Genomic DNA, 23,032 nt, shown 5'->3' with positions numbered 1-23,032 from the left:
ATTTCTTATCTGTATAAATTTTATTAGAATGTATACTATCAGCAAGACCATACCATGGTTCTATACATAAAAATGGAGCAGTAGAATTAGTTTCACTATAATAAGGAGTCCAAATGCCAACTAGAGGAAAATTCTTCATAGATATAGTTAGGCATTCACTATATTTATCATTATATATAGATACTTTGTCTATGTTAGTGTATATTAAAGCATCATTTTTAAATAATTCTGGATTTAATTGTAATTTTTTTAAGTCTCCAATAAATTTTGTATCATCAGTAAAAGACCCATTTAAATTAATTTTTTCCACATTATTTCTTCCTTTAAACTCAAGATAGTACTCAGAAAAATCATCTTGTTCATAAAAAGGAAGATTAAATGCAGGATGTCCTCCTATAGAAAAGAATATATCTTTAGAGTCAGTATTTTTTACAATCCATTCTATATTTATACTATTGTCATTTAATGTATAATTTATAAGTAGTTCAAAAGAGTAGGGATATTTTTTTAGAGTAGATTCATTGGATTTTAAACTATAAGATATGAATGCATCACTTTTGTTTGCAATTTCAAAATCCATATCTCTAGCAAATCCATGCTGAGTCATATTGTATAAATTTTTTTCTATTATAGTTTCGTTATCAAGAAGTTTACCAACTATAGGGAATAATATAGGTGATTGTCTACCCCAATGTTTTTTATCACCATTCCAAAGAATATTTCTGTTATGTTTTTTAGAAAATATCCTAGTAAGTTCAGCACCAGAGCTACTTGATTCAATAATTAAGTTTTCATTTTGTAATATATTCATTTAAAATCTCCTTTATTATACTTTATTAGTATATTATACTATAAAGTATAATGAGTCTTAAATTGTATTTGATATTATATTTGAAAGGTAGATTTTAGTATATTTTGAAAATTTTGTTTTGAAAATTTGGGATTATTTAAGAAATTTTGTATTATAAATAGAAGGAAATAGATAAATTGTATAGAATTAAATATATTAAGATAAGTTAATAATGTTAAATGGGAAGTGAGTTTATGGAAAAACCAAATACAAAAGTTGTTAACTTTCAAGAGTATAAAGACAGAAAAAACCAAAGAGAAGTAAACCGAGACGAACTTTTAAAGCTTATTAAAAAAATTGTGACTTCAAAATAGGGAGTTGTTAAACTCCCTATTTTAATGGGTTCCCAAAGAATTAGGACATTCTAAGCCCATCTATATAATCTTTAAATTGTGAAAAATCTAATTCACTACTTAACTCTACAGTTTCTGTACCTTCCGTATAAAAATTCTTAAGATAGATAGTATAATTATTATCAACACAATTATGATAAATACATCTATATCCATCTTCATATAAATTTTTTAATTTAGAAAAATCATCCACAATATCAACTCCTTAAAGTTCTTTTAATTATATTTTTACAAAAAGTATGTGATTGTATGCAAATTAGAAATGTAAAATAAAGGAAATTAAGATAAAATGTAGAATAATCTTTATATGTATGTAAAAATAAAAAGAAAAAGTTGAAATTTTTAGAAAATAAGAGTATTTTTTATCTAAAAAGATAATTAAAAAAATAATAATATTGGGAGGATAGAAAATGAGTTTATTAGAAAGTATATCAAGGAATATATATTCTCTAGATAAGTCTTCTATTGAAAAAGCAAAACAGAGGTTGGACAGGCTTATACATCCAACTGGAAGCCTAGGAAAGATAGAAGATATTTGCATGCAATTAGCAGGGATATTTGGTAATGAAAATTTTGATACAACTAAAAAAGTTATAATTGCTTTTGCTGGAGATCATGGAGTATATGAAGAAGGTGTTGCGCCTGACCCTCAGGACATAACAAAGTTACAATTTCCAAATTTCTCAAAAAGACTATGTGGAGTAGGGGTAATAAGTAAATTTGTAGGAGCAGATGTTGTAGCTGTAGATGTAGGAATAAATTGTGATGAAAAACTAGATGGAGTACTAGATTATAAGATAAGAAAAGGGACTTCAAATATGGCAAAGGGACCAGCCATGAGTAAACAAGAGGCTATAAGATGCTTAGAAATAGGAATTGAAATAGCAGAGCAATGTATAGAAAGAGATTATAAAGTAATTGGTATTGGAGAGATGGGGATAGCAAATACTACTCCAAGTACTGCAATAATATCTGTAATCTCAGGATGTGACCCATCAGAAGTGACAGGTATAGGTGCAGGTCTTAAAAAAGAAAGATTAAAACATAAAGCTGATGTAATTAGAAAAGCTATTGAAATTAACAATCCAAATCCAACTGATGGTGTAGACATTTTATCTAAAGTAGGTGGATTTGAAATAGGTTCAATGGCAGGTGTTATATTAGGATGTAGTGCTAATAGAATTCCAGTTGTTATAGATGGATTTATTTCTTATGCTGCTGCTTTAATTGCTTATAAAATAAATCCAAAAACTAGAGAATATATGATAGCATCACATTTGTCAGCAGAATCAGGAACTAAAAGAGCATTAGATATATTGAAATTAGACCCTATACTAAATATGGATATGAGATTAGGTGAAGGAAGTGGAGCAGCTTTGGCATTTAATATAGTGGAAGCTTCAAATTATACTTACAAAAATATGGCGACTTTTGATGAGATAGATATGGGGAGATAAAAAATTTAATATATTTAGGAGTGTTTTGATGAGTCAAATTATTCTGGTAACAGGAGGAGCTAGGTCAGGAAAAAGTAATTTTGCCGAAAAATTATGTTTAGATAGGAATAATAACACAGCTTACATAGCGACATCTATTCCATTTGATGATGAGATGAAAGATAGAGTAAGGAAGCATCAAGAGAGTAGACCTAAAAGTTGGAAAACATATGAAATATATGAAGACATATATTCTATAATTAAAAATATATATGAAAAACATGAAACTGTTATACTAGACTGTGTGACACTATTAGTAAATAATTTAATGTTTTCACATAATCTAAACATAGAAGAATCTACTCAAGAAGAAATAAATAAACTGGAAGAGTACATAAAAGAACAAATTAGTAAACTTATTAAAGAAATAGAAAAAACAAATCTATATTTTGTATTTGTGACAAATGAATTAGGTATGGGAATTGTTCCTGGAAATAAACTTAGTAGAATATATACTGATATTGTAGGTCGTATAAATCAATATATAGCATCAAAAAGCAATGAAGTTTATTTTGTAGTTAGTGGCATACCTATGAAAATAAAGGAGTAGTATGTGACTATGAAAAGATTTATTTTGATACTACAGTTTTTGACAAGGATACCTATAAAATTAGATGTAGGATTTGATGATGAATTTTATAAATCTATAGTATATTTTCCGCTTGTGGGTCTTGTTATTGGTATATTAACTTATTTAATAGGATGGGTTTCTATACTTTTGTTTCAGCCATTTATATGTGCAATTATAATAACGCTTGCTGGTGTTTTGATTACCGGGGGGCTTCATATAGATGGATTAGGGGATACATTTGATGCGATATACAGTTATAGAGATAAAGAGAAAATGCTTGAAATAATGAAAGATTCTCGATTAGGTACAAATTCGCTTTTAGCAATTATGTTTGTACTTTTATTAAAGATTGGATTTGTATATAGTATTATAAGTAATAATTCACTATGGGTTATAATATTCATGCCAATGATTGCAAGGTTAGGAGTAATGTTATTGACATATAAAACGGTAACACCAAGAGCAAAAGGAATGGGGAATTTATTTATAGGAAAATTGACTACAAGTATGTTAATAACAGCTATAATATACACATTGTTGATAGTTAGTATTATTGCTAAATTAATATTTTTAGTGCCTGATATAGTATTGATTAAGGTATTATGTTCAGCTATAGTAGTTTTTATATTTATAATATTGTTTAAAAATCATATTTACAAAAAAATTGATGGAGTAACAGGAGATATATTGGGTTGTGGAATAGAACTTTCAGAACTTGTATATTTGATTTATATATATTTGTTAATTTTTATGTTTATTTAAAACTAAAAAGTGGTGATAATGTGATAAAATTAATATTAATAAGACATGCTTTGACAACTGATAATGAAAAAGGAAGATTATCAGGTCATATAAATAGTTATATTAGTGAAGAAGGTAAATTACAAATAAATAAAATTACAAAATATATGAGTAGTGAAAGTATAGATAAGATTTATACAACTCCATCTTCACGTACTAAAGATACGGTAGAGAAAATATCAAAACTAAAATTAATAGAAATAGAAGAAAGAGAAAATCTAAGAGAAATTAGCTTTGGAGACTTTGAAGGAATAACTTTTGAAGAGATAAAAGTTAAATATCCAAAAGAATTTGAAAAAATGATAGAAGAAGGTAGCAATTATAGATACCCAAATGGGGAAAGTTTGATAGATTCATATGAAAGAGTAGCAAAAGAGATCGACAATATAATTTTAGAAAATGATAATTATTTAAATAGAAAAACAATACTTATATGTTCTCATGCAGGTACAATAAGAAACATAATAACACATTTGATTTCTGGTAGTTATAAATATCATTGGAACTTTAAAATTGATAATGCATCTATTACAATTTTGGAAGTTGATAATGGATTTACTGTAATAAATAAAATGAATTTTACTGATTTTATATAAATTAAACATTAAATATTAAACGATATGTGCTTATAAATTTACTATCAAAAATAGAATATTAGATTAAAATTAGGTTCTCAATTAGATGTAAAAAGGGAAAAAGGTTAGATGCCTTTGCAGCCCCCGCTACTGTGAAACCAACGAAACTATAAATACCACTGTCAATTTGATGGGAAGGTTATAGGAGTAGGATGAAGTTAAGCCAGGATACCTGCCTAATTTAATTTAAAACATGAGGTCTTCGGGGTGAAAGATTTTTAATTAATATATATATAAAAGTCCTAGCATTAGAAGCACTAGGACTTTTTTTAGTTTATTTTTAGGTAAAATTTAACTTTAAGGAGGGGTAGAAAGTGGGTAAAAAAGTAATGCTACAGGGAACTGCATCAAATGTAGGTAAGAGCATTTTATCAGCAGGATTGTGTAGAATATTTAAACAAGATGGTTATACTGTTGCTCCTTTTAAGTCACAAAATATGGCTTTAAATTCTTTTATAACTAAAGAAGGATTAGAAATGGGAAGAGCACAAGTATTTCAAGCGGAAGCTGCAAAAATAGAGCCGATAGCAGATATGAATCCAGTTTTATTAAAACCTTCTGGAAATCATAAAAGTCAAGTGATTGTAAGGGGAAAAGTTGTAGGAGAGATGCCTTCATCTGAATATCATGATTATAAGTTAGAGTTGGTAGATGTATTAAAAGAAACCTTTAATAATTTAAGCTCAGTGTATGACATTGTGGTTATGGAAGGTGCAGGGAGTACTGCGGAGATAAATTTAAAAGATAGAGATATATCCAATATGGGTATGGCAAAAATAGCAGATGCACCAGTAATAATAGTTGGGGATATTGATAGAGGTGGAGTATTTGCATCATTAGCAGGCACAATGCTTTTATTAGATGATGATGAGAGAAAAAGAGTAAAAGGTGTAATAATCAATAAATTTAGAGGGAAAAAAGAACTCCTACAAGATGGTTTAAAGATGCTTGAAGATATTATAAAAGTACCTGTTTTAGGCGTGGTTCCTTATATGGATATAAAAATAGAAGATGAAGATAGTGTAACAACTAGATTTAAGAAGAAAATGGATAAAAATGATATACATATAGAAATAATTAGAACCCCACATATGTCAAATTTTACAGATTTTAATATATTTGAAACACAAGAGGATGTAAGTCTTAGGTATGTCGACTATGGAGAAGCTATAGGGAATCCAGATATATTGATAATACCTGGAACTAAAAGTACTATAGATGATTTAAAATACATAAGAGAAAGTGGTCTTGAGTCACAAATTAAAAATTTACATAGTCAGGGAAAATTGATATTTGGAATATGTGGTGGGTATCAAATGTTAGGTAAGAAATTAAAAGACCCTTATCATGTTGAAAGTGAAATTGAAGAAGTAGATGGAATTGGTCTTTTAGATACAGAAACAATATTTGAAGAGGAAAAGACTACGACTCAAGTAGAAGCTACCATTATTGAATGTATGGGTGAATATATGAGCCACCTTAAAGGTAAGAAAGTAAAAGGCTATGAAATACATATGGGAATTACAAATCGCAGTAATAAAGTAAGTAGCTTAGACTTGATAACAAAAAAACTAGATAAAGAAGTCAATTATACTGAAGGAAGTGTAAATAAAGAAGGTAATGTAATTGGTACTTATCTTCATGGAATATTTGATGAAATAGATTTTACAAGAGCAATTTTAAATAATATAAGAAAGAAAAAGGGATTAAAAGAATTAGAAAGTACTGTAAGTTCCTTTGATGAGTTTAAAGATAAAGAGTATGATAAATTGGCAGATTTCTTGAGAGAACATTTGGACATAGAGAAGATATATGAAATTATGAAATAAGAATGACTTTATATTTATACTTTAGGTAGGAGGTGTATTATGAAAAAGATTTTGATTGCAGGTACTAGCAGTGGAGTTGGGAAAACTACAATATCATTAGGAATAATGCAGGCTTTAGTCAAGAGAAATATGAAAGTACAGCCGTATAAAGTAGGGCCAGACTATATAGACCCTTCATATCACACATTTATAACTGGAAGACATTCTAGAAATTTGGATTCTTATATGTTAGATGATGAAAAGATAAAGTATATAGTAAATAAATCTTCAAGGGATGCAGATATTTCAGTGGTAGAAGGCGTTATGGGATTATATGATGGTTTTGGGATAGATTTAGATAACTGCACAAGTTCGCATACTTCTAAGGTATTAAAAGCTCCAGTTATACTAGTTATAAATGGAAAATCTATGGCAGCATCTAGTGCAGCTATGGTACTAGGATATAAGGAACTAGATAAAGATGTGGATATAAAAGGTGTTATAGTAAATAATGTAAAAACTAAGAGCCATTATCAAATAATCAAGAGCTCTATAGAGAAATATTGTAATATCGAAGTGTTAGGATACTTTCCTCCAAATAATAAATTTTCATTAGAATCCAGACATCTAGGCCTAGTTCCTAGTGTTGAGATGAAATCTTTAAGAGAAAAGTTTTATACTTTAGCTGATGAGATTGAAAACTACATAGATATTGATAGAATAATCGAAATCTCAGAAAGTGATGAATTTGAGAGTAGTTTTGATTTTCAAAATCTAATAGAAAATAATAAGATAAAAGAGCATGTTAAGGATAAATCAATAGCCATAGCATATGATAAGGCATTCAATTTTTATTATAGGGAAAACATAGAACTTTTAGAAGAGCTTGGATTAGAAGTAAACTATTTTAGTCCTCTTGAAGATACATCAGTACCAAATTCAGACTATATTTATATTGGAGGCGGTTTTCCAGAGATATTTGGGAAAGAACTAGAAGCAAATGAATCAATGAGAGCCTCTATACTAGAAGCACATGATAATAATATTCCTATTTATGCAGAATGTGGTGGATTAATGTACTTAGGTGAGAAGTTACTTAATCAAGAGGAACAAGAATTTAATATGGTTGGTATATTTAATGGGACTAGTAAGATGACACCTTCTCTAAAGAGGTTTGGATATTGCCTTGGTGTAGCTAAAGAAAATACAATTTTATCTAAAGCAGGTGAAATTATTAAAGGGCATGAGTTTCATCATTCAATATTTGAAAGTGATGAGAAATGTGCATATTCAATGAAAAAAGAAAGAGAGGGAAATTTAATAGAAGAATGGGATGGAGGTTATAGCAAAGGAAATACACTGGCAACATACCTTCATACACATTTCTATAATAACTTAAATTGCATAGAAAATTTTTTGGAAAAGGGAAATGAGTAAATGAATATTTTATCTATTTATATAGGGTATATAACAGATTTAATTGTAGGAGACCCCTATTCTTTCCCTCATCCAGTAAGATTTATTGGAAAACTTATAAATCTTATACAAGGGATAATAAGGAAGGTCTTTAAAAATGAAAAACAGTTAAAAATTGGTGGTTTTATATTATGGTTTGTAACTGTTGGAATAACTTACTTAGTAACTTATGTTATAGTGAAGCTATGTAGTTTTAATGTATTATTAAGTATTGTAGTAAATGGATTTATAATTTATACGACGTTAGCAACAAAGTGTTTAAAAGATGAAGCTGTAAAAATTTATGATGTATTAAAGACTGGAGATATAGAGAAATCCAGAATTCAATTATCTTATATAGTGGGTAGAGATACAACTAATTTAAGTGAGCCTGAAATAATAAGAGCAACTGTAGAAACTGTGGCAGAAAACACAGTAGATGGTATAATCGCACCTATGCTTTATGCATTTATTGGAGGAGCGCCACTTGCTATGGCATATAAAGCTATAAACACTCTTGATTCAACTGTTGGATATAAGAATGAAAAATACAAAGATATTGGTTTTGCTTCTGCTAAAATTGATGATATAGCTAATTATATACCAGCAAGAATAGCTGTTATTCTTATGACAGTAGGAAGTTTTTTTCTAGGTTATAACTATAAAAATTGTTTTAAAATTTCTATTAGAGATAGAAAAAATCATAAAAGTCCAAATTGTGCTTTTTCAGAAGGAGCAGCATCAGGAGCCTTAGGAATTCAACTAGGAGGAACCAATGTTTATTCTGGGCAAAAAGTATATAAGCCAACAATAGGAGATAAAATTAGAGAGATAGATAGAGAAGATATAATTAAAACAAATAAAATTATGTATGCTTCTTCATTGACCTCTATATTAGCATTTACGCTGGTATCTGTGGTATGTAGGATGATTTTACTAACTTAATTATATAATTAATTGTGTACTAATTTAAGGGGGATGTAGATGAAAGATTTGGGGCATGGTGCTAATGTAGTTGAAATGGCAAAATTATATGGGAAAGACCCAAAAAAAATAATAGATTTTAGTTCAAATGTAAATCCAAAAGTTTTGCCAAATTTAGAAAAATATATTTTAAGAGGGTTAGATGAATGTAGGAATTATCCAGATATAAATTATACAAACTTGAGAAAAAATATCTCAAAATATATAAATATAAATCCAAACTTTATAATACCTGGAAATGGAGCAACAGAGATAATTTATTTGCTTATGAAGAGTATTAAAAAAAGATTGGCTATAATAAACCCTACTTTTTCAGAGTATAGAAGAAGTGCCAAACTAAATAATATAGATATTATAGATTTAGAATTAGATTCAAGTAATAATTTTAAACTTGATATAGATATAGTAAAAAAGAACATTGAAAAATTTGATAGTTTATTTATATGTAATCCTAATAATCCTAGTGGGAATGTTCAAGATTTAAAGGAATTTGTTTGTTTACTAAATGAAAACAATAAGATGCTAATAATTGATGAAACCTTTATGGAATTTGTTGAAAATGAAAATGAATATAGTTTAGTTAAATATATAGAGTCAAATGAAAATATATTTATAATTAAGGCTGTGACTAAATTTTTTGGAATGCCTGGTTTAAGATTAGGATATGGTCTTACAAGTAATAGCAACATTATGGATAAAATTTATGAGTATAAAGAACCATGGACTATAAATTCTTTTGCTGATACGCTATCCAATTTTATTTTTGAAGATAAAGATTATATTAGAAATAGTAAAGATTACTACATAAAAGAAAGAAAATACATGTTACAAGAGTTGAGAAATATGAGAAACATAAAAGTTTATGATACAGATTCTAATTTTATCCTAGTAAAAGTTTATAAAAAGACAGCTGATGAGTTAAAAGAAGATTTGTTTAAACATGGAAATATATTGGTTAGAGATGCGTCTAACTTTATAGGATTGGATGACAGTTTTATAAGGATAGCTATAAAATCTCATGAAGATAACAAAATTCTTATAGAAAATATAAAAAATTTATTAGGTGATTAAAATGAAATCTTATGGAATATGCCCAGCATCATGTGGAGAGTTTGTTCAAGGAATAATAGACGATGAAGAATATCTATGTTCATATGCTATCAATATGTATTCTAAGGTATGTATTGAAGAAAAGTTAAAAGATATAAATTTAGGTAGACATAAATCGAGAATAGCTATAGAAAAGGTATTTGAAAAATTTAATTTGCCTAAAAAAGATACCAAAAATATTTCTTTAGATATAAACAGTAAAATACCTGTTGGAAAAGGAATGGCAAGTTCAACAGCTGATATAGGAGCTACTATAAAAGCAACATTATCGTTAATAGATAAAGATTTAAACAGTGAGGAAATAGCGAAATTGGCAGCAGAAATAGAGCCAACAGATTCTATATTTATAAATAAAAATAGTATATTTAATCCTCTAAATGGTACTGTTATAAAATACTTAGGAAATATAACTAATGCAAAAGTTATAATTCTTGAACCTAATAAAATATTAGATACCATGAAAATTAGAATGAGGAAAGATTATAGTAAGTTAAAAATAGAAAATAGGGAAATTATAAAAAAGTCATTTGCTCTTTTAGAAGAAGGTCTGAAGAAAGATGATTTATCCTTAGTTGGAGATGCTTGTACATTAAGTAGTTTAGCAAATGAAAATATAGAAAAAAAAGAATACCTAAATGAAATAATAAAAATATCCAAGCGATATGGAGCCTATGGAGTAAATATTGCACATAGTGGTACAGTAATAGGTATTTTAATTGATAAGCTTATGAATGATAAGAAATTAATAGATGTATTATGTGAGTCTAATATAAATTCTGTTTATAATAAAATCTATACCTTGGATATAATAGATGGTGGAATTAAGGGGGAAGTAGAATGGAATACATAAAGAATCCTATGAAAATAGAAGAGAAAAGTTTTGAGTTAATACAAGGAATAATAGATGAAATCAGACCAGATTATAAATTTAAATGTGAGATTGAAGAAAAAATAATAAAAAGAGCTATACATACTACTGCTGATTTTGATTACTTGGATATATTAAAAATATCAGAAAAGGCAGTTGACAGTATAATAGATGCACTAAAAAATAATGCAAGTATTTATACAGATACAAATATGGCTCTTAGTGGAATAAATAAAAAGAAATTGGAAGCATTAGGATGCAAATATAAATGTTTGGTAGCGGATGATGAAACTGCAAAAGTAGCTAAAGAAAAAGGTATTACACGATCTATGGCAGCTGTAGAAATTGCAGCAAAAGAAGAAGGAAGAAAAATATTTGTACTTGGAAACGCACCAACAGCTTTATATAAAGTCATGGAAATGAAATCAGAAGGAAAATTGGATGTAGATGCAGTTATAGGAGTTCCTGTAGGTTTTGTAGGAGCACAAGAGTCAAAAGATGAAGTTGAAAATACAGATATACCATATATAATTTCTAAAGGTAGAAAAGGTGGTAGTAATTTAGCAGCGGCAATAGTGAATGCTATTTTATATGCCATGTAGGTATCTATATGGAAGAATATGTATATATAGATGGGAAAAAGTATCGTAGAGGATATACTACAGGTTCTTGTGCTACAGGTGCATCTAAGGCTGCTGTATATATGATGATTACAAAAAATAAAATTGATACTATAAATATAGATACCCCTAAGGGAATACCACTATCATTAAATATTGATAATGTAAACATTTCTGATGACTTTGTGGAATGTTCTGTAAAAAAAGATGGTGGAGATGATATAGATGCAACACATACTATGGATATCTATGCAAGAGCTGAAATTATATCTAAAACTGATGAGAGCAATAATTATCTTACCTTAGAAAATATTGATAACATAAATATTAGTGAAGAGTGTCAAAGTGAACTCTATAAATTTATTAGGGTCTATGGTGGAACTGGTATTGGAGTAGTAACTAAAAAAGGATTAAGTGTAGGTGTTGGTAAACCTGCCATAAATCCAACTCCAATAAAGATGATAAATCAAGAAATAATAAAGCTTATCGAAAGTGATTTTGAATCTATGCTTGGGCATGATAAAGTTTTAAAAATAACAATCTCTGCTCCACAAGGCGAAAAAATAGCAAAGAAAACATTCAATCCAAGGTTAGGAATAGTTGGAGGAATATCTATAATAGGTACAACTGGAATAGTTGAGCCTATGAGCGATGAGGGATGGAAAAAATCTTTATCTATAGAGCTCCAAATGAAAAAAGAACAAGGTTTAGACAAAATAATATTAGTTCCAGGAAATCATGGAGAACAATTTATAAGAGAGAAATTGAACTTAGATATTAAGTATGTAGTAAGAACTAGTAATTTTATCGGTTATATGATTAAAGAGGCTCAAAGAATAGGATATAAAAAAATATTAATGGCTGGGCATATAGGTAAATTTATAAAAGTATCAGCTGGGATTTTTAATACTCATAGTAAAGTAGCAGATGCTAGAAGTGAAATATTAGTGGCGAATCTAGCTTTAATGGGAGCTACACATGAATTTTTATATAAAATAAATCAGTGTTTAACTGCTGAAGAAGCTGTAGAGTTAATAAATAATAGCGAATATAAACAGGTCTATAATATATTGAGTAATAAATGTAGAGATAGAGTAAAGCAGTATTTAAATGAAGATGTAGATGATATTGATGTAGAAGTAATAATTTTTTCAATGGATAAGTCTTTGTTAGGAAAGTCAGATAATACAGATGCTTTAGTGGAGGTTTTTATATGATAAATATAATAGGTTTAGGGCCCGGTAACTTAGACTATATAACAAAAAAAGGTGAAAATTTAATTTCTACTTCAGATGTATTAATTGGTGGCAGAAGGAATTTAGAATCTGTAAAAAATTTTGAAGGAGAAAAAATAATATTAGATTCTAATTTAAAAGAAATTGTAGAGTACATAAATAACAATAATGAAAAGCAAATATCAATAATAGCTTCAGGTGACCCACTGATATATGGTATAGGTAAGTATTTATCTAAAAATATTGATAATAAGATGCTAAATATGGTTTCCGGAATTAGTTCTTTACAGTATATATTTTCAAAGATATATGTTGATATGAATGATTTATATATTACCAGTAGTCATGGTAAAATACCAGATTTCGATTATATACTATCACATAAAAAAGTATGTATGGTTACAGATTCTAAGATAGGGCCAAAGCAAATAAGTAAAGAAATAATAGATAGGAATTTAAAAAAAATTATTGTTGTAGGTGAGAATTTATCATACAACAATGAAAAAATAACAATAGCAAAGCCAGAAGAAATAATAAGAATGGACAATTTCGGGATGAATGTTGTGGTGATTTTAGATGAAGAATAGTGAATTTATAACAGGTAAGGTTCCAATTACTAAAGAAGAAGTTAGAGCAATATCAATAAGCAAGCTAAATTTAGTAAATGCTAAGAATTTTATAGATATAGGTGCTGGTACAGGAAGTGTAAGCATTGAAGCTGCATATAACTATCCCAATTTAAATGTTATATCTATAGAGAAAGATGATGCTGCTGTAGAGCTTATAGAAAAAAATATCAAAAAATTTAATTTAAAAAATGTAGAAGTAATAAAGGGCTATGCTCCGATAAATATAAATTTAAATACTAAAGTTGACTCTATTTTTCTTGGGGGTACTGGAAATAACTTAGAAGAAATAATAACATGGTCTAAAAAAACTTTAATTACAGGAGGAAGACTTGTAGCTAATTTTATAATCATAGAAACATTTAACCAAACTCTAAAGTTACTTAGAAAATATGGGTTTAAAGAAATAGATGTATGTGTTTTAAATGTTTCTAAACTAGAGAAACTAGGAAAAGGTGAATATTTTAAACCACTAAATCCTATATATATAATATCTTGTGAAAAAGGGGAAAATGATGATGAATAAAGTACATTTTGTAGGAGCAGGACCTGGAGACAAAGAGCTAATAACTTTGAAAGGGTATAAACTATTAAGTAATGCAGATGTAGTAATATATGCAGGGTCACTTGTCAATCCTGAACTTTTAGAATATTGTAAAGAAGATTGTCAAATACATAATAGTGCACATATGGATTTACAAGAAATAATAGATGTTATGAGAGGTGGTATAGAAAATAACAAGTCTGTTGTGAGATTACAAACAGGAGATTTTTCTATATATGGTTCAATTAGAGAACAAGTAGAAGATTTAAATAAATTGAATATAGACTATGATTGTACACCAGGAGTGAGTTCTTTTTTAGGAGCAGCTTCTTCTCTAGGAGTGGAATATACAGTTCCTGAAATCTCTCAAAGTGTTATTATAACGAGAATGGAAGGAAGGACTCCTGTTCCCGAAAAGGAATCAATACAATCTTATGCTAAGCATCAGACATCTATGGTAATATTTTTATCAGTTCAAGAGATTGAGAAAGTAGTATCTAAATTGTTAGAAGGTGGTTATCCAGAAGATACTCCTATTGCAGTTATATATAAAGCTACATGGGCAGATGAAAAAATAGTTAAAGGAACTTTAAATGATATAGCTGTAAAAGTTAAAGAAAATAACATAAATAAAACTGCTTTAATAATGGTGGGTAGATTTTTAGGAGAAGAATATAATAATTCAAAGTTATATGATAAGGATTTTAAACATGAGTATAGAGGGTAATATAGCTATAATTTGTATTACAGAAAACGGAAAAAATTTAGCTATGAAGATAGAATCTTTAGTAGACAATTGTGTTGTATATCAAATAAAAAATAAAAAAGGTACTTTAGCTATCAGTCAGGAAGATTCTGTACAAATAGTACAAAAAAAACTAAGTGATTTTGTAGGAGAGGTATTTAATAAATTTGAGTACATAATATTTATAATGGCTACAGGGATAGTTGTACGAAGTATAGCACCATATATAATAAGCAAGTTTAGTGACCCTGCAATTCTAGTAATAGATGAGAAAGGACAAAATGTAATAAGCTTATTGAGTGGACATGTTGGAGGAGCAAATAGTTTAACACATTATATAAGTAGTCTTATCAGTGCAAATCCAGTAATAACAACAGCTACTGATGTAAACCAAAAAGCTTCCTTAGATATGATAGCAAAAAAGTTAAATGCTTATATTGATAACTTTAGAGAGAATGTAAAAGAAGTAAATTCTATGTTAGTAAATAATAAATGTGTTGGCTTGTATGTTGAGGAATGCTATCAAGTTGATACTAGAGGATTTAAGCTTATAAAAAGTAGTAAAGGATTAAAAGATTGCTGTTTAAATAAAGACATAGAAAAGATAGTTATAGTAAGCAACAAAATAAATTTAAATAAAGATATAGAAGATTTAGAGTTAGATAATTTAGATATAGATAATAAATTTACACATAATTATTACAGTGAAAAAATAGTAAAAGTGATTCCAAAAGATATAGTTATAGGGATTGGGTGCAGAAGATACACAGATAGCAAGTTGATGTTTGATTCTTTACTAGAATTTTTTGAGGAACAAAATATAGATATTAAAGCTGTGAAAATCATTGGAAGTATAGAACTAAAAAAAGATGAAAAGGCAATCATTGATTTAGCAAAAAAACTAAAAGTGCCATTTGAGGTATTTTCAATAGATGAAATATCCAAGGTTGATGATATGTTTGATAAATCTGATTTTGTAAAAAAACATGTAGGTGTATATTCAGTAGCAGAACCTGTAGCATATCTTTTAAGTAAAGGGAACTTAATAGTTGAAAAACACAAATACAAAGGAATAACTTTTTCGGTGGGGAGAATAAAAATATGATATATGTTGTAGGAATTGGGCCAGGAAGTAAAGATACAATGACTTTAGAGGCAATAAAAGCAATAGAGGACTCAGACGCTATTGTTGGATATAAGACTTATATAAATTTAATAGAAGAATTTATAAGTGATAAAGAAGTAATTCAAAATGGTATGAGACAAGAAGTTGATAGATGTAAACAAGCAGTAGAGGAAGCAAAAAAAGGGAAAAAAGTAGCAGTAATAAGCAGTGGAGATGCTGGTATATACGGAATGGCAGGGCTTATTTTAGAATTAATATCTAAGGAAAGTGAAGATATAAAAGTGAAAGTAATTCCAGGTGTTACTGCTAGTATTGGTGCAGCAGCTATACTTGGAGCACCTATTATGCATGATTTCTGTCATATAAGTTTAAGTGACTTAATGACTCCATGGGAAGTAATTGAGAAAAGATTAAAGTTAGCTGCAGAAGCTGATTTTGTAATATGTCTGTATAATCCAAGAAGTAAGGGAAGAAGTGAACATCTAAGTAAAGCATTTAAAATAATGGGAGAGTTTAAAGATGGAAATACACCTGTTGGAGTAGTCAAAGATGTAGGTAGAGAAAAAGAAACTAAGTTTATATGTACTTTTGAGAATATGGATTTTGAAAAAGTTGATATGACTACTATGGTTATAATCGGAAATAAATCTACCTATATTGATGGTGAACTGATGATAACTCCAAGAGGTTATACAGTATGATTTTGATTTTAGGAGGAACTTCAGATAGCTTAGCTATATGTGATAGGATAAATGAACTGGAAAATCAGCCCTATGTACTTTCAGTAACTACAGAATATGGAAAAGAACTTGCACAAAAACATGCAAATAATATAGTTTTAGGTAAGCTTGGAAAAGAAGAAATGCTAAGGTTTATAAAGGATAATCACATAGTCAGAATAATAGATGCTACTCATCCTTATGCAGTTGAAGTATCTAAAAATGCTATTACATGTGCAAAGTTATCAAACATAGAATATATAAGATTTGAAAGAAAATCATTAATAGAAGAAATAGATTATGGTAATAAGTTTATAGTAAATACAATTGAAGAAGCTTGTAAAATTGCAAATAAAATAGGGGAAAATATATTTATAGGAACAGGAAGTAAAAACTTAAACAGATTTGTAGAAGAAATACATGATAAAAATTTAGTGGTTAGAGTTCTTCCAACAAGTGAAGTTATCTTAAGTTGTGAAAAATTAGGTCTAAATGCAGACAATATAATAGCAATGAAGGGTCCGTTTAGCCAGTGTATAAACGAAGAAACATATAAACATTATGATGTAGATTTAGTTATAACAAAAGAAAGTGGGGTAGCAGGAGGTTTTTTAGAAAAGGTAAATGCATGTAAAAATCTCAATATACCAGTAGTAATTATTAAACGAGAATCGATTAACTACGAAAATGTAATTAATGACATAAATAAAATTAAAGACATAATTGTGTGATTTTTAGGAGGAGAAGATATGAAGAAAGCCTTATTAGTAGTAAGTTTTGGGACAAGCTACCATGAAACAAGAGAAAAGACAATAGATGCATGTGAAAACAAAATAAAGAATTCATTAAAAAACTATGATTTTTTTAGAGCTTATACATCAAATATGATAATAAACAAAATAAAGAAAAGAGATGGCATAGAAATAGACAACCCTATACAAGCTTTAGATAAAATATATGAGCAAGGGTATGAAGAAGTAATAATTCAAACACTTCATATTATATGTGGGGAAGAATTTAATAAGCTAAAAGAACAAGTAGAAAGCTATTCTTCTAAATTTAAAAAACTTGTATTAGGTAGACCTTTACTTACTCATATAGAGGACTATCAAGAATCGGTAGAGGCAATTAAACATCAAATTCCTCATATGGAAAGTGATGAAGCAGTAGTATTTATGGGGCATGGAACAGTTCATGAGTCTCATTCAGCATATCCAGCCTTAGAATATATGCTTAGAGATAATGGAGTAAATGCTTATGTTGGTACAGTTGAAGGTTATCCAGAAATAGAACATGTAATGAGAAGGCTAAAAGAAGGAAATATAAAAACTATAAATTTAATGCCATTTATGCTAGTTGCAGGTGACCATGCTATAAATGATATGGCAGGAGATGAAGAGGATTCTTGGAAGACAATACTTGAGAATAATGGATTTAATGTGAAAATTCATTTAAAAGGGCTAGGAGAAAATCCTTATATACAAGATAAATTTGTTCGTCATGTCCTTAAATGTGCAGAAACTGCTAAGTTTTATGGTATAGGAACAGGACCAGGAGATAGCTCTTTACTTACAATAAAAGCAGTTAATACTCTAAAAAAACTAGATATTTTATACACTCCAGAGTCAAAAAGGGGTGGAGAAAGTTTGGCATTATCAATAGTTAACGAATATTTACCAGAATCATTAGAGATAAAATCTAGACATTTCCCAATGAGTTTTGATGGAAACGAAAAAACACTGGCTTGGGACAATGTAGCAGAGGAAATTATCTTAGATGTTAATAATGGAAAAAATGTAGGATTTGTAACACTGGGAGACCCTATGCTTTATAGTACATATGTGTATATAATGAACAGAATAGTAGATGAGATAGAAGTAGAGACTATACCAGGAATTTCTTCATTTTCTAATATAGCATCTAATCAAAATTTTCCATTGGTTATGGATAGAGAAGCATTAGTAGTGGTTCCTTGTACTATGGAAGATGATAAGATAGAGAATGCTCTACAAAATTATAATTCAATAGTGTTAATGAAAGTGTATAAGAACTTTAAAGAAATAATAAAAAAATTAGAGAAATATAATCTGATAGAACATGCTATTTTAGTTAGTAATTCGTCTCAAGACAGTGAAACTGTGTTTAAGGATTTAAGAGAAGCACATCTTGAAGATAAGATATCTTATTTTTCTACGATACTAGTAAATAAAGAGAACAAAATAAAATAGATGAGTGTAATATTTAAAGGAGATTTAATATGAATATCGTGGTTGGAACTAGGGGTAGTAATCTAGCACTTATACAAACTGAATGGGTAATAAATGAGCTAAAAAAGAAATATCCTCATATTAATTTTGAAATCAAAATTATAAAAACAAAAGGAGATATAATTCAAAATGTTTCCTTAGATAAAATAGGTGATAAAGGATTATTTGTAAAAGAAATAGAGCAACAATTATTGGATGGACATATAGATATAGCAGTACATAGTATGAAAGATATGCCATCTTATTTAGCAGATGGACTAAAATTTGCTCATACACCTAAAAGAGAAGACCCAAGAGATGTGTTAATACTTAGAGATGAATATAAAAGCTTAGATGATTTACCTCATGGAGCAGTAATAGGAACAGGGAGTAAAAGAAGAAAGTTTCAATTATTAAAGCAAAGACCTGATTTAAACATAGTTCAAGTTAGGGGAAATGTAGAGACTAGAATACGAAAAATCAAAGATGAAAATCTACATGGAATTGTATTAGCGGCATCAGGAATAATAAGAGCTAATTTACAAGATAAAATAAGTTCTTATTTACCTGTTGATGTTGTTATTCCAGCACCTGCTCAAGGGGCTTTAGCTATAGAGATAAGAAGTAATGATAGTGATGTTGAGGAAATAGTGAATTCGCTAAAAGATAATGATACAGAAATCCAAATATTAGCGGAAAGAGGATTTTTAGATGGTGTGAATGGAAGTTGTCATATCCCAATGGCGGCTTATTGTGAAATAAATCAAGATAAAATACATCTTACTGGTTTATATGGAGATTCAGATGGAAATAAAATAGTAATTAAGTCCATAGAAGGAGATATTTCTTCTCCTAGAGAGTTAGGTTTAAAGTTAGCTAAACTTGTATTGAAGGAGTATGAAAATTATGAAGGGTAAGGTTTACTTAGTAGGTGCAGGACCAGGTGATTATAAACTCATGACTATTAAAGGTTTAGAGTGTATAAGAAAATCAGATGTAATAGTATATGATAGATTAGCAAATAGTAGTTACTTAAGAGAAGCTAAACCAGATTGTGAATTTATATATGTAGGAAAGGCATCAAGCAATCATATTTTACCACAAGAGGATATAAATAGAGTTATAGCAGAAAAAGCTAAAGAAGGAAAAATCGTGACTCGTCTGAAAGGTGGAGACCCTTACGTATTTGGTAGAGGTGGAGAGGAAGCAGAGACTCTAGTGGATGAAGGTATAGAGTTTGAAGTAGTTCCAGGGATAACTTCTGCAATAGGAGGCTTATGCTATGCGGGTATTCCTATAACACACAGAGACCATGCTTCATCATTTCATGTAATAACAGGTCATTTGAAAGGTGATGATAGTGGAGAATTAAATTGGAATGCTCTTGCAAACAATAAAGGTACTCTTGTATTTTTGATGGGGATTTCTAACTTGAAGAAAATAAGTGAAAACTTGATGAAAGAGGGAAAAAGCAAAGATACACCAGTTGCTCTCATAAGCTGGGCAACTAGATATAATCAAAGGGTTGTTACATCTACACTTGAAAATGTATATGAAGTTGCTATCAAAGAAGAAGTAAAACCACCAACTCTTATAGTAGTTGGAAGTGTTGTAGAACTTAGAGAAAAACTGAATTTCTTTGAAGGGAAACCTTTGTTTGGAAAAAGTATAGCTGTAACTAGGTCTAGAAATCAAAATAGTGTATTAGTGGAAAAAATAATGGATTTAGGTGGGAATCCAATAGAGATACCTACTATTAAGATAGAAAAAATACAAAATAATACTAAATTGGAAAATGAAATAAAAAATATAAGTGAATATAAATATCTAGTTTTAACCAGTAAAAATGCAGTAGAAATATTTTTTGAGAAGATTTATGAAATGAATCTTGATTCAAGAATATTGTCTAATTTAAAGATATGTGCGATAGGCTCGGCTACATCAAGTGAATTGAAAAAAAGAGGAATTATAGCAGATATAGTACCAAAAAAATTTGTAGCAGAATCATTATATGAAGAGCTAGCACCAATTTTAAGTGACAATGATAAGATACTTATACCTAGAGCAGAAAATGCTAGAGACTATTTAGTTGATAAACTTAAAGACATTTGTGAAGTAACAGAAATACATACATATAGAACAGTGATAGATGAAGATAAAAGAAATGAGATATTAGATATTTTGAATTCCAACGAAATAGATTATATAACATTTACAAGTTCGTCAACAGTAAATAATCTTATTGAGATTATAGGAAAAGAAAATATTAAAATCTTAGATAAAATAAAAGTATTGTCTATAGGGCCTATAACTACAGAGACAATAAATAATTTAGGAATAAATTTATATAAAGAGGCTAAAACATCTACAATAAATGGATTAGTAGATTTAATTATAGAAAATTAATTTAGGAGGACTGAGATGTTAAGAAGACCAAGAAGACTAAGAGCAAGTAAAGCAATAAGAAATTTGGTGAGAGAAACTAAAGTAAATGTAGAAGATTTAATATATCCTCTATTTGTAGTAGAAGGGGAGAATGTAAAAGAAGAAATTAAATCTTTACCAGATGTTTATCATTTATCAATAGACATGCTGGAAGAAGAAATAAAAGAAGTAAGAGACCTGGGAATTGAACATATAATGTTATTTGGTGTACCAGATGAAAAAGATGAATGTGCATCACAAGCGTTTAATGACAATGGAATAGTACAAAAAGCGATTAGAAAGGTAAAGGAAATAGATTCAAATATAAATGTAATAACAGATGTCTGTATGTGTCAGTACACAAGTCATGGACATTGTGGGATTTTAACAGATACTGGTTATGTTGATAATGATAAATCATTAGAATATTTAGCTAAGATATCTGTAAGTCATGCTAAAGCAGGAGCAGATATGGTTGCTCCATCTGATATGATGGATGGAAGAATACAAGCAATAAGAGAAGCTTTAGATGAAAATGGTTTGGAAAATATCGGTATAATGGCCTACAGTGTTAAATACGCTTCAAATTTTTATGGGCCTTTTAGAGAAGCAGCTCATTCAGCACCATCATTTGGAGATAGAAAGACATATCAGATGGACCCTGCAAATAGCAATGAAGCTATAATAGAAACAGAGCTTGATATATTAGAAGGGGCAGATATACTTATGGTTAAACCTGCATTATCGTATTTAGATGTCATAAGAAGAGTCAAAGATAATTTTGATTTGCCTTTAGCTGCTTATAATGTAAGTGGAGAATACTCTATGCTTAAGTTAGCTGTTAAAGAAGGCTTATTAAATGAAGATGTAATTCTTGAAGCAATCACATCTATAAAGAGAGCAGGGGCAGATATAATAATAACTTACTTTGCCAAAGATATTGCTAAATTATTAAGAAAATAAGCTATCAAAATGTAAAGTATTGTGAAAAGTATAGAAATTGTAATTTGTCATTTTAAAATATTTTTATCTACAATCCTAGTAATCTATAACCCTAGCAAATGAAAATATAAGTGACTTTACAATTTCTATATTTGTTTATGTATTTAATAAAAATTTTGGAGGTAAAAAATGCTATATCCTATTAACTTAAAATTAGATGACTTAGATATAGTCATAATAGGAGGAGGAGAGGTTGCATATAGGAAATGTAAAAACTTTCTGGATTTTAATAAGAGTGTTACTGTAGTTTCTAAACATATTTTAAATAAGTTTTATGATTTAAAAGAGAACATAAATATAATAAAAGATGATTATAAAGAAGAATATATAGAAAATAGCTCTATGATAATTGCTGCTACAGATAATAGGGAGTTGAATTTAGAAATAGGATTATATTGTAGAGAAAATAAAAAACTAGTAAATGTTGTTGATAATGTAAAAATATCAAATTTCACCATCCCATCCTATGTAAAAAGAGGCGATTTACTTATAAGTGTATCCACAGGGGGCAAAAGTCCTTCTCTATCTTCAAAAATAAAAAGAGAGCTTGAAGAAAAATATTCTGAGGATTATGAGGAATATTTGAATGTGTTAGGTGAGATTAGAAAAGAAGTTATAAAAAAATATCAAGATAAGAATAAAAGAAAAAGTATCCTTAATATGTTGATAGCACTTGATTTAGATGAGTTGAAAAAGTTTAATGTATAAAGTTTTTTAAAAAAAATATAAAAAAGCTGTTGACGAATTATTTTTAAGGTGATATAGTATTACTTGTCCTTAAGAAAAGGGCAAACATGAAAAATGAAAAATGAAC

At 28.7% G+C, this 23,032-nt stretch carries 24 protein-coding genes and 1 riboswitch; of the genes, 22 read left to right on the top strand and 2 right to left on the bottom strand.

The window, feature by feature from the left end; all coding sequences use genetic code 11:
- On the bottom strand, window positions 1-811 hold an 811-nt coding region (locus KGF50_RS12730; protein ID WP_227848395.1), incomplete at its 3' end, for an aldose 1-epimerase family protein.
- A gap of 393 nt (window positions 812-1,204) precedes the next feature.
- Window positions 1,205-1,396 carry a hypothetical protein gene (locus tag KGF50_RS12725; protein ID WP_227848394.1) on the bottom strand — a complete coding sequence of 64 codons (192 nt, stop codon included), beginning with the start codon at window positions 1,394-1,396 and terminating at the stop codon, window positions 1,205-1,207.
- 217 nt (window positions 1,397-1,613) lie between these two features.
- Here KGF50_RS12725 and cobT point away from each other — a divergent pair, with 217 nt between their 5' ends.
- From cobT to KGF50_RS12615, 22 genes are all read left to right on the top strand, one after another.
- Window positions 1,614-2,660 (top strand): nicotinate-nucleotide--dimethylbenzimidazole phosphoribosyltransferase, encoded by a 1,047-nt coding sequence (gene cobT / locus KGF50_RS12720; protein WP_227848393.1) that lies wholly within the window; start codon window positions 1,614-1,616, stop codon window positions 2,658-2,660.
- A gap of 28 nt (window positions 2,661-2,688) precedes the next feature.
- Window positions 2,689-3,249 carry a bifunctional adenosylcobinamide kinase/adenosylcobinamide-phosphate guanylyltransferase gene (gene cobU, locus KGF50_RS12715; RefSeq protein ID WP_227848392.1) on the top strand — a complete coding sequence of 187 codons (561 nt, stop codon included), beginning with the start codon at window positions 2,689-2,691 and terminating at the stop codon, window positions 3,247-3,249.
- A gap of 9 nt (window positions 3,250-3,258) precedes the next feature.
- Window positions 3,259-4,032 (top strand): adenosylcobinamide-GDP ribazoletransferase, encoded by a 774-nt coding sequence (gene cobS / locus KGF50_RS12710; protein ID WP_227848391.1) that lies wholly within the window; start codon window positions 3,259-3,261, stop codon window positions 4,030-4,032.
- Window positions 4,033-4,052: 20 nt separating this feature from the next.
- Entirely contained in the window at window positions 4,053-4,667 is a 615-nt protein-coding gene (locus tag KGF50_RS12705) for a histidine phosphatase family protein (protein WP_227848390.1), read from the top strand.
- Between the two features lie 54 nt (window positions 4,668-4,721).
- Window positions 4,722-4,901, top strand: a riboswitch (cobalamin riboswitch).
- Window positions 4,902-5,020: 119 nt separating this feature from the next.
- Window positions 5,021-6,535, top strand: coding sequence for a cobyric acid synthase (locus tag KGF50_RS12700; RefSeq protein ID WP_227848389.1), 1,515 nt, complete (start codon window positions 5,021-5,023; stop codon window positions 6,533-6,535).
- A gap of 39 nt (window positions 6,536-6,574) precedes the next feature.
- The gene (locus tag KGF50_RS12695) at window positions 6,575-7,951 is read left to right on the top strand and encodes a cobyrinate a,c-diamide synthase (RefSeq protein WP_227848388.1); all 1,377 of its coding nucleotides are present in this window, start codon (window positions 6,575-6,577) and stop codon (window positions 7,949-7,951) included.
- Window positions 7,952-8,914 carry an adenosylcobinamide-phosphate synthase CbiB gene (gene cbiB / locus KGF50_RS12690; RefSeq protein ID WP_227848387.1) on the top strand — a complete coding sequence of 321 codons (963 nt, stop codon included), beginning with the start codon at window positions 7,952-7,954 and terminating at the stop codon, window positions 8,912-8,914.
- Window positions 8,915-8,953: 39 nt separating this feature from the next.
- Entirely contained in the window at window positions 8,954-10,024 is a 1,071-nt protein-coding gene (locus KGF50_RS12685; RefSeq protein ID WP_227848386.1) for an aminotransferase class I/II-fold pyridoxal phosphate-dependent enzyme, read from the top strand.
- A 1-nt stretch (window position 10,025) separates the two neighbouring features.
- Window positions 10,026-10,913, top strand: a complete 888-nt coding sequence (locus KGF50_RS12680; protein WP_227848385.1) for a cobalamin biosynthesis protein — start codon at window positions 10,026-10,028, stop codon at window positions 10,911-10,913.
- Window positions 10,901-11,533, top strand: coding sequence for a cobalt-precorrin-8 methylmutase (locus KGF50_RS12675; protein ID WP_227848384.1), 633 nt, complete (start codon window positions 10,901-10,903; stop codon window positions 11,531-11,533). The genes KGF50_RS12680 and KGF50_RS12675 overlap by 13 nt, the downstream gene beginning before the upstream one ends.
- Before the next feature lie 8 nt (window positions 11,534-11,541).
- Complete coding sequence (gene cbiD, locus KGF50_RS12670; RefSeq protein WP_227848383.1) at window positions 11,542-12,768, top strand: cobalt-precorrin-5B (C(1))-methyltransferase CbiD; 1,227 nt, start codon at window positions 11,542-11,544, stop codon at window positions 12,766-12,768.
- Window positions 12,765-13,373, top strand: a complete 609-nt coding sequence (locus tag KGF50_RS12665) for a cobalt-precorrin-7 (C(5))-methyltransferase (RefSeq protein ID WP_227848382.1) — start codon at window positions 12,765-12,767, stop codon at window positions 13,371-13,373. The genes cbiD and KGF50_RS12665 overlap by 4 nt, the downstream gene beginning before the upstream one ends.
- The gene (locus tag KGF50_RS12660; protein ID WP_227848381.1) at window positions 13,363-13,938 is read left to right on the top strand and encodes a decarboxylating cobalt-precorrin-6B (C(15))-methyltransferase; all 576 of its coding nucleotides are present in this window, start codon (window positions 13,363-13,365) and stop codon (window positions 13,936-13,938) included. The genes KGF50_RS12665 and KGF50_RS12660 overlap by 11 nt, the downstream gene beginning before the upstream one ends.
- The gene (locus KGF50_RS12655; protein WP_227848380.1) at window positions 13,931-14,683 is read left to right on the top strand and encodes a cobalt-precorrin-4 methyltransferase; all 753 of its coding nucleotides are present in this window, start codon (window positions 13,931-13,933) and stop codon (window positions 14,681-14,683) included. The genes KGF50_RS12660 and KGF50_RS12655 overlap by 8 nt, the downstream gene beginning before the upstream one ends.
- Entirely contained in the window at window positions 14,649-15,806 is a 1,158-nt protein-coding gene (gene cbiG, locus KGF50_RS12650) for a cobalt-precorrin 5A hydrolase (protein WP_227848379.1), read from the top strand. The genes KGF50_RS12655 and cbiG overlap by 35 nt, the downstream gene beginning before the upstream one ends.
- Entirely contained in the window at window positions 15,803-16,528 is a 726-nt protein-coding gene (gene cobJ, locus KGF50_RS12645) for a precorrin-3B C(17)-methyltransferase (RefSeq protein ID WP_227848378.1), read from the top strand. Before cbiG ends, cobJ begins: the two co-directional genes overlap by 4 nt.
- Window positions 16,525-17,277, top strand: coding sequence for a precorrin-6A reductase (gene cobK, locus KGF50_RS12640; protein ID WP_227848377.1), 753 nt, complete (start codon window positions 16,525-16,527; stop codon window positions 17,275-17,277). Before cobJ ends, cobK begins: the two co-directional genes overlap by 4 nt.
- 18 nt (window positions 17,278-17,295) lie before the next feature.
- On the top strand, window positions 17,296-18,774 hold the full coding sequence (locus KGF50_RS12635; RefSeq protein WP_227848376.1) for a cobalt-factor II C(20)-methyltransferase: 1,479 nt from the start codon (window positions 17,296-17,298) through the stop codon (window positions 18,772-18,774).
- Between the two features lie 29 nt (window positions 18,775-18,803).
- Window positions 18,804-19,709, top strand: coding sequence for a hydroxymethylbilane synthase (hemC, locus tag KGF50_RS12630; protein WP_227848375.1), 906 nt, complete (start codon window positions 18,804-18,806; stop codon window positions 19,707-19,709).
- Window positions 19,699-21,198 carry a uroporphyrinogen-III C-methyltransferase gene (gene cobA, locus KGF50_RS12625; protein WP_227848374.1) on the top strand — a complete coding sequence of 500 codons (1,500 nt, stop codon included), beginning with the start codon at window positions 19,699-19,701 and terminating at the stop codon, window positions 21,196-21,198. Before hemC ends, cobA begins: the two co-directional genes overlap by 11 nt.
- Before the next feature lie 15 nt (window positions 21,199-21,213).
- Entirely contained in the window at window positions 21,214-22,179 is a 966-nt protein-coding gene (gene hemB / locus KGF50_RS12620) for a porphobilinogen synthase (RefSeq protein ID WP_227848373.1), read from the top strand.
- 168 nt (window positions 22,180-22,347) lie between these two features.
- Window positions 22,348-22,926, top strand: a complete 579-nt coding sequence (locus tag KGF50_RS12615; RefSeq protein ID WP_227848372.1) for a bifunctional precorrin-2 dehydrogenase/sirohydrochlorin ferrochelatase — start codon at window positions 22,348-22,350, stop codon at window positions 22,924-22,926.
- Window positions 22,927-23,032: the final 106 nt, after the last annotated feature.

Source organism: Clostridioides sp. ZZV15-6598 (genome assembly GCF_020657705.1).
Lineage (GTDB): Bacteria > Bacillota > Clostridia > Peptostreptococcales > Peptostreptococcaceae > Clostridioides > Clostridioides difficile_F.
The sequence above is the reverse complement of the archived record's forward strand: the minus strand, read 5'-3'. Positions and strand labels throughout refer to the sequence as shown.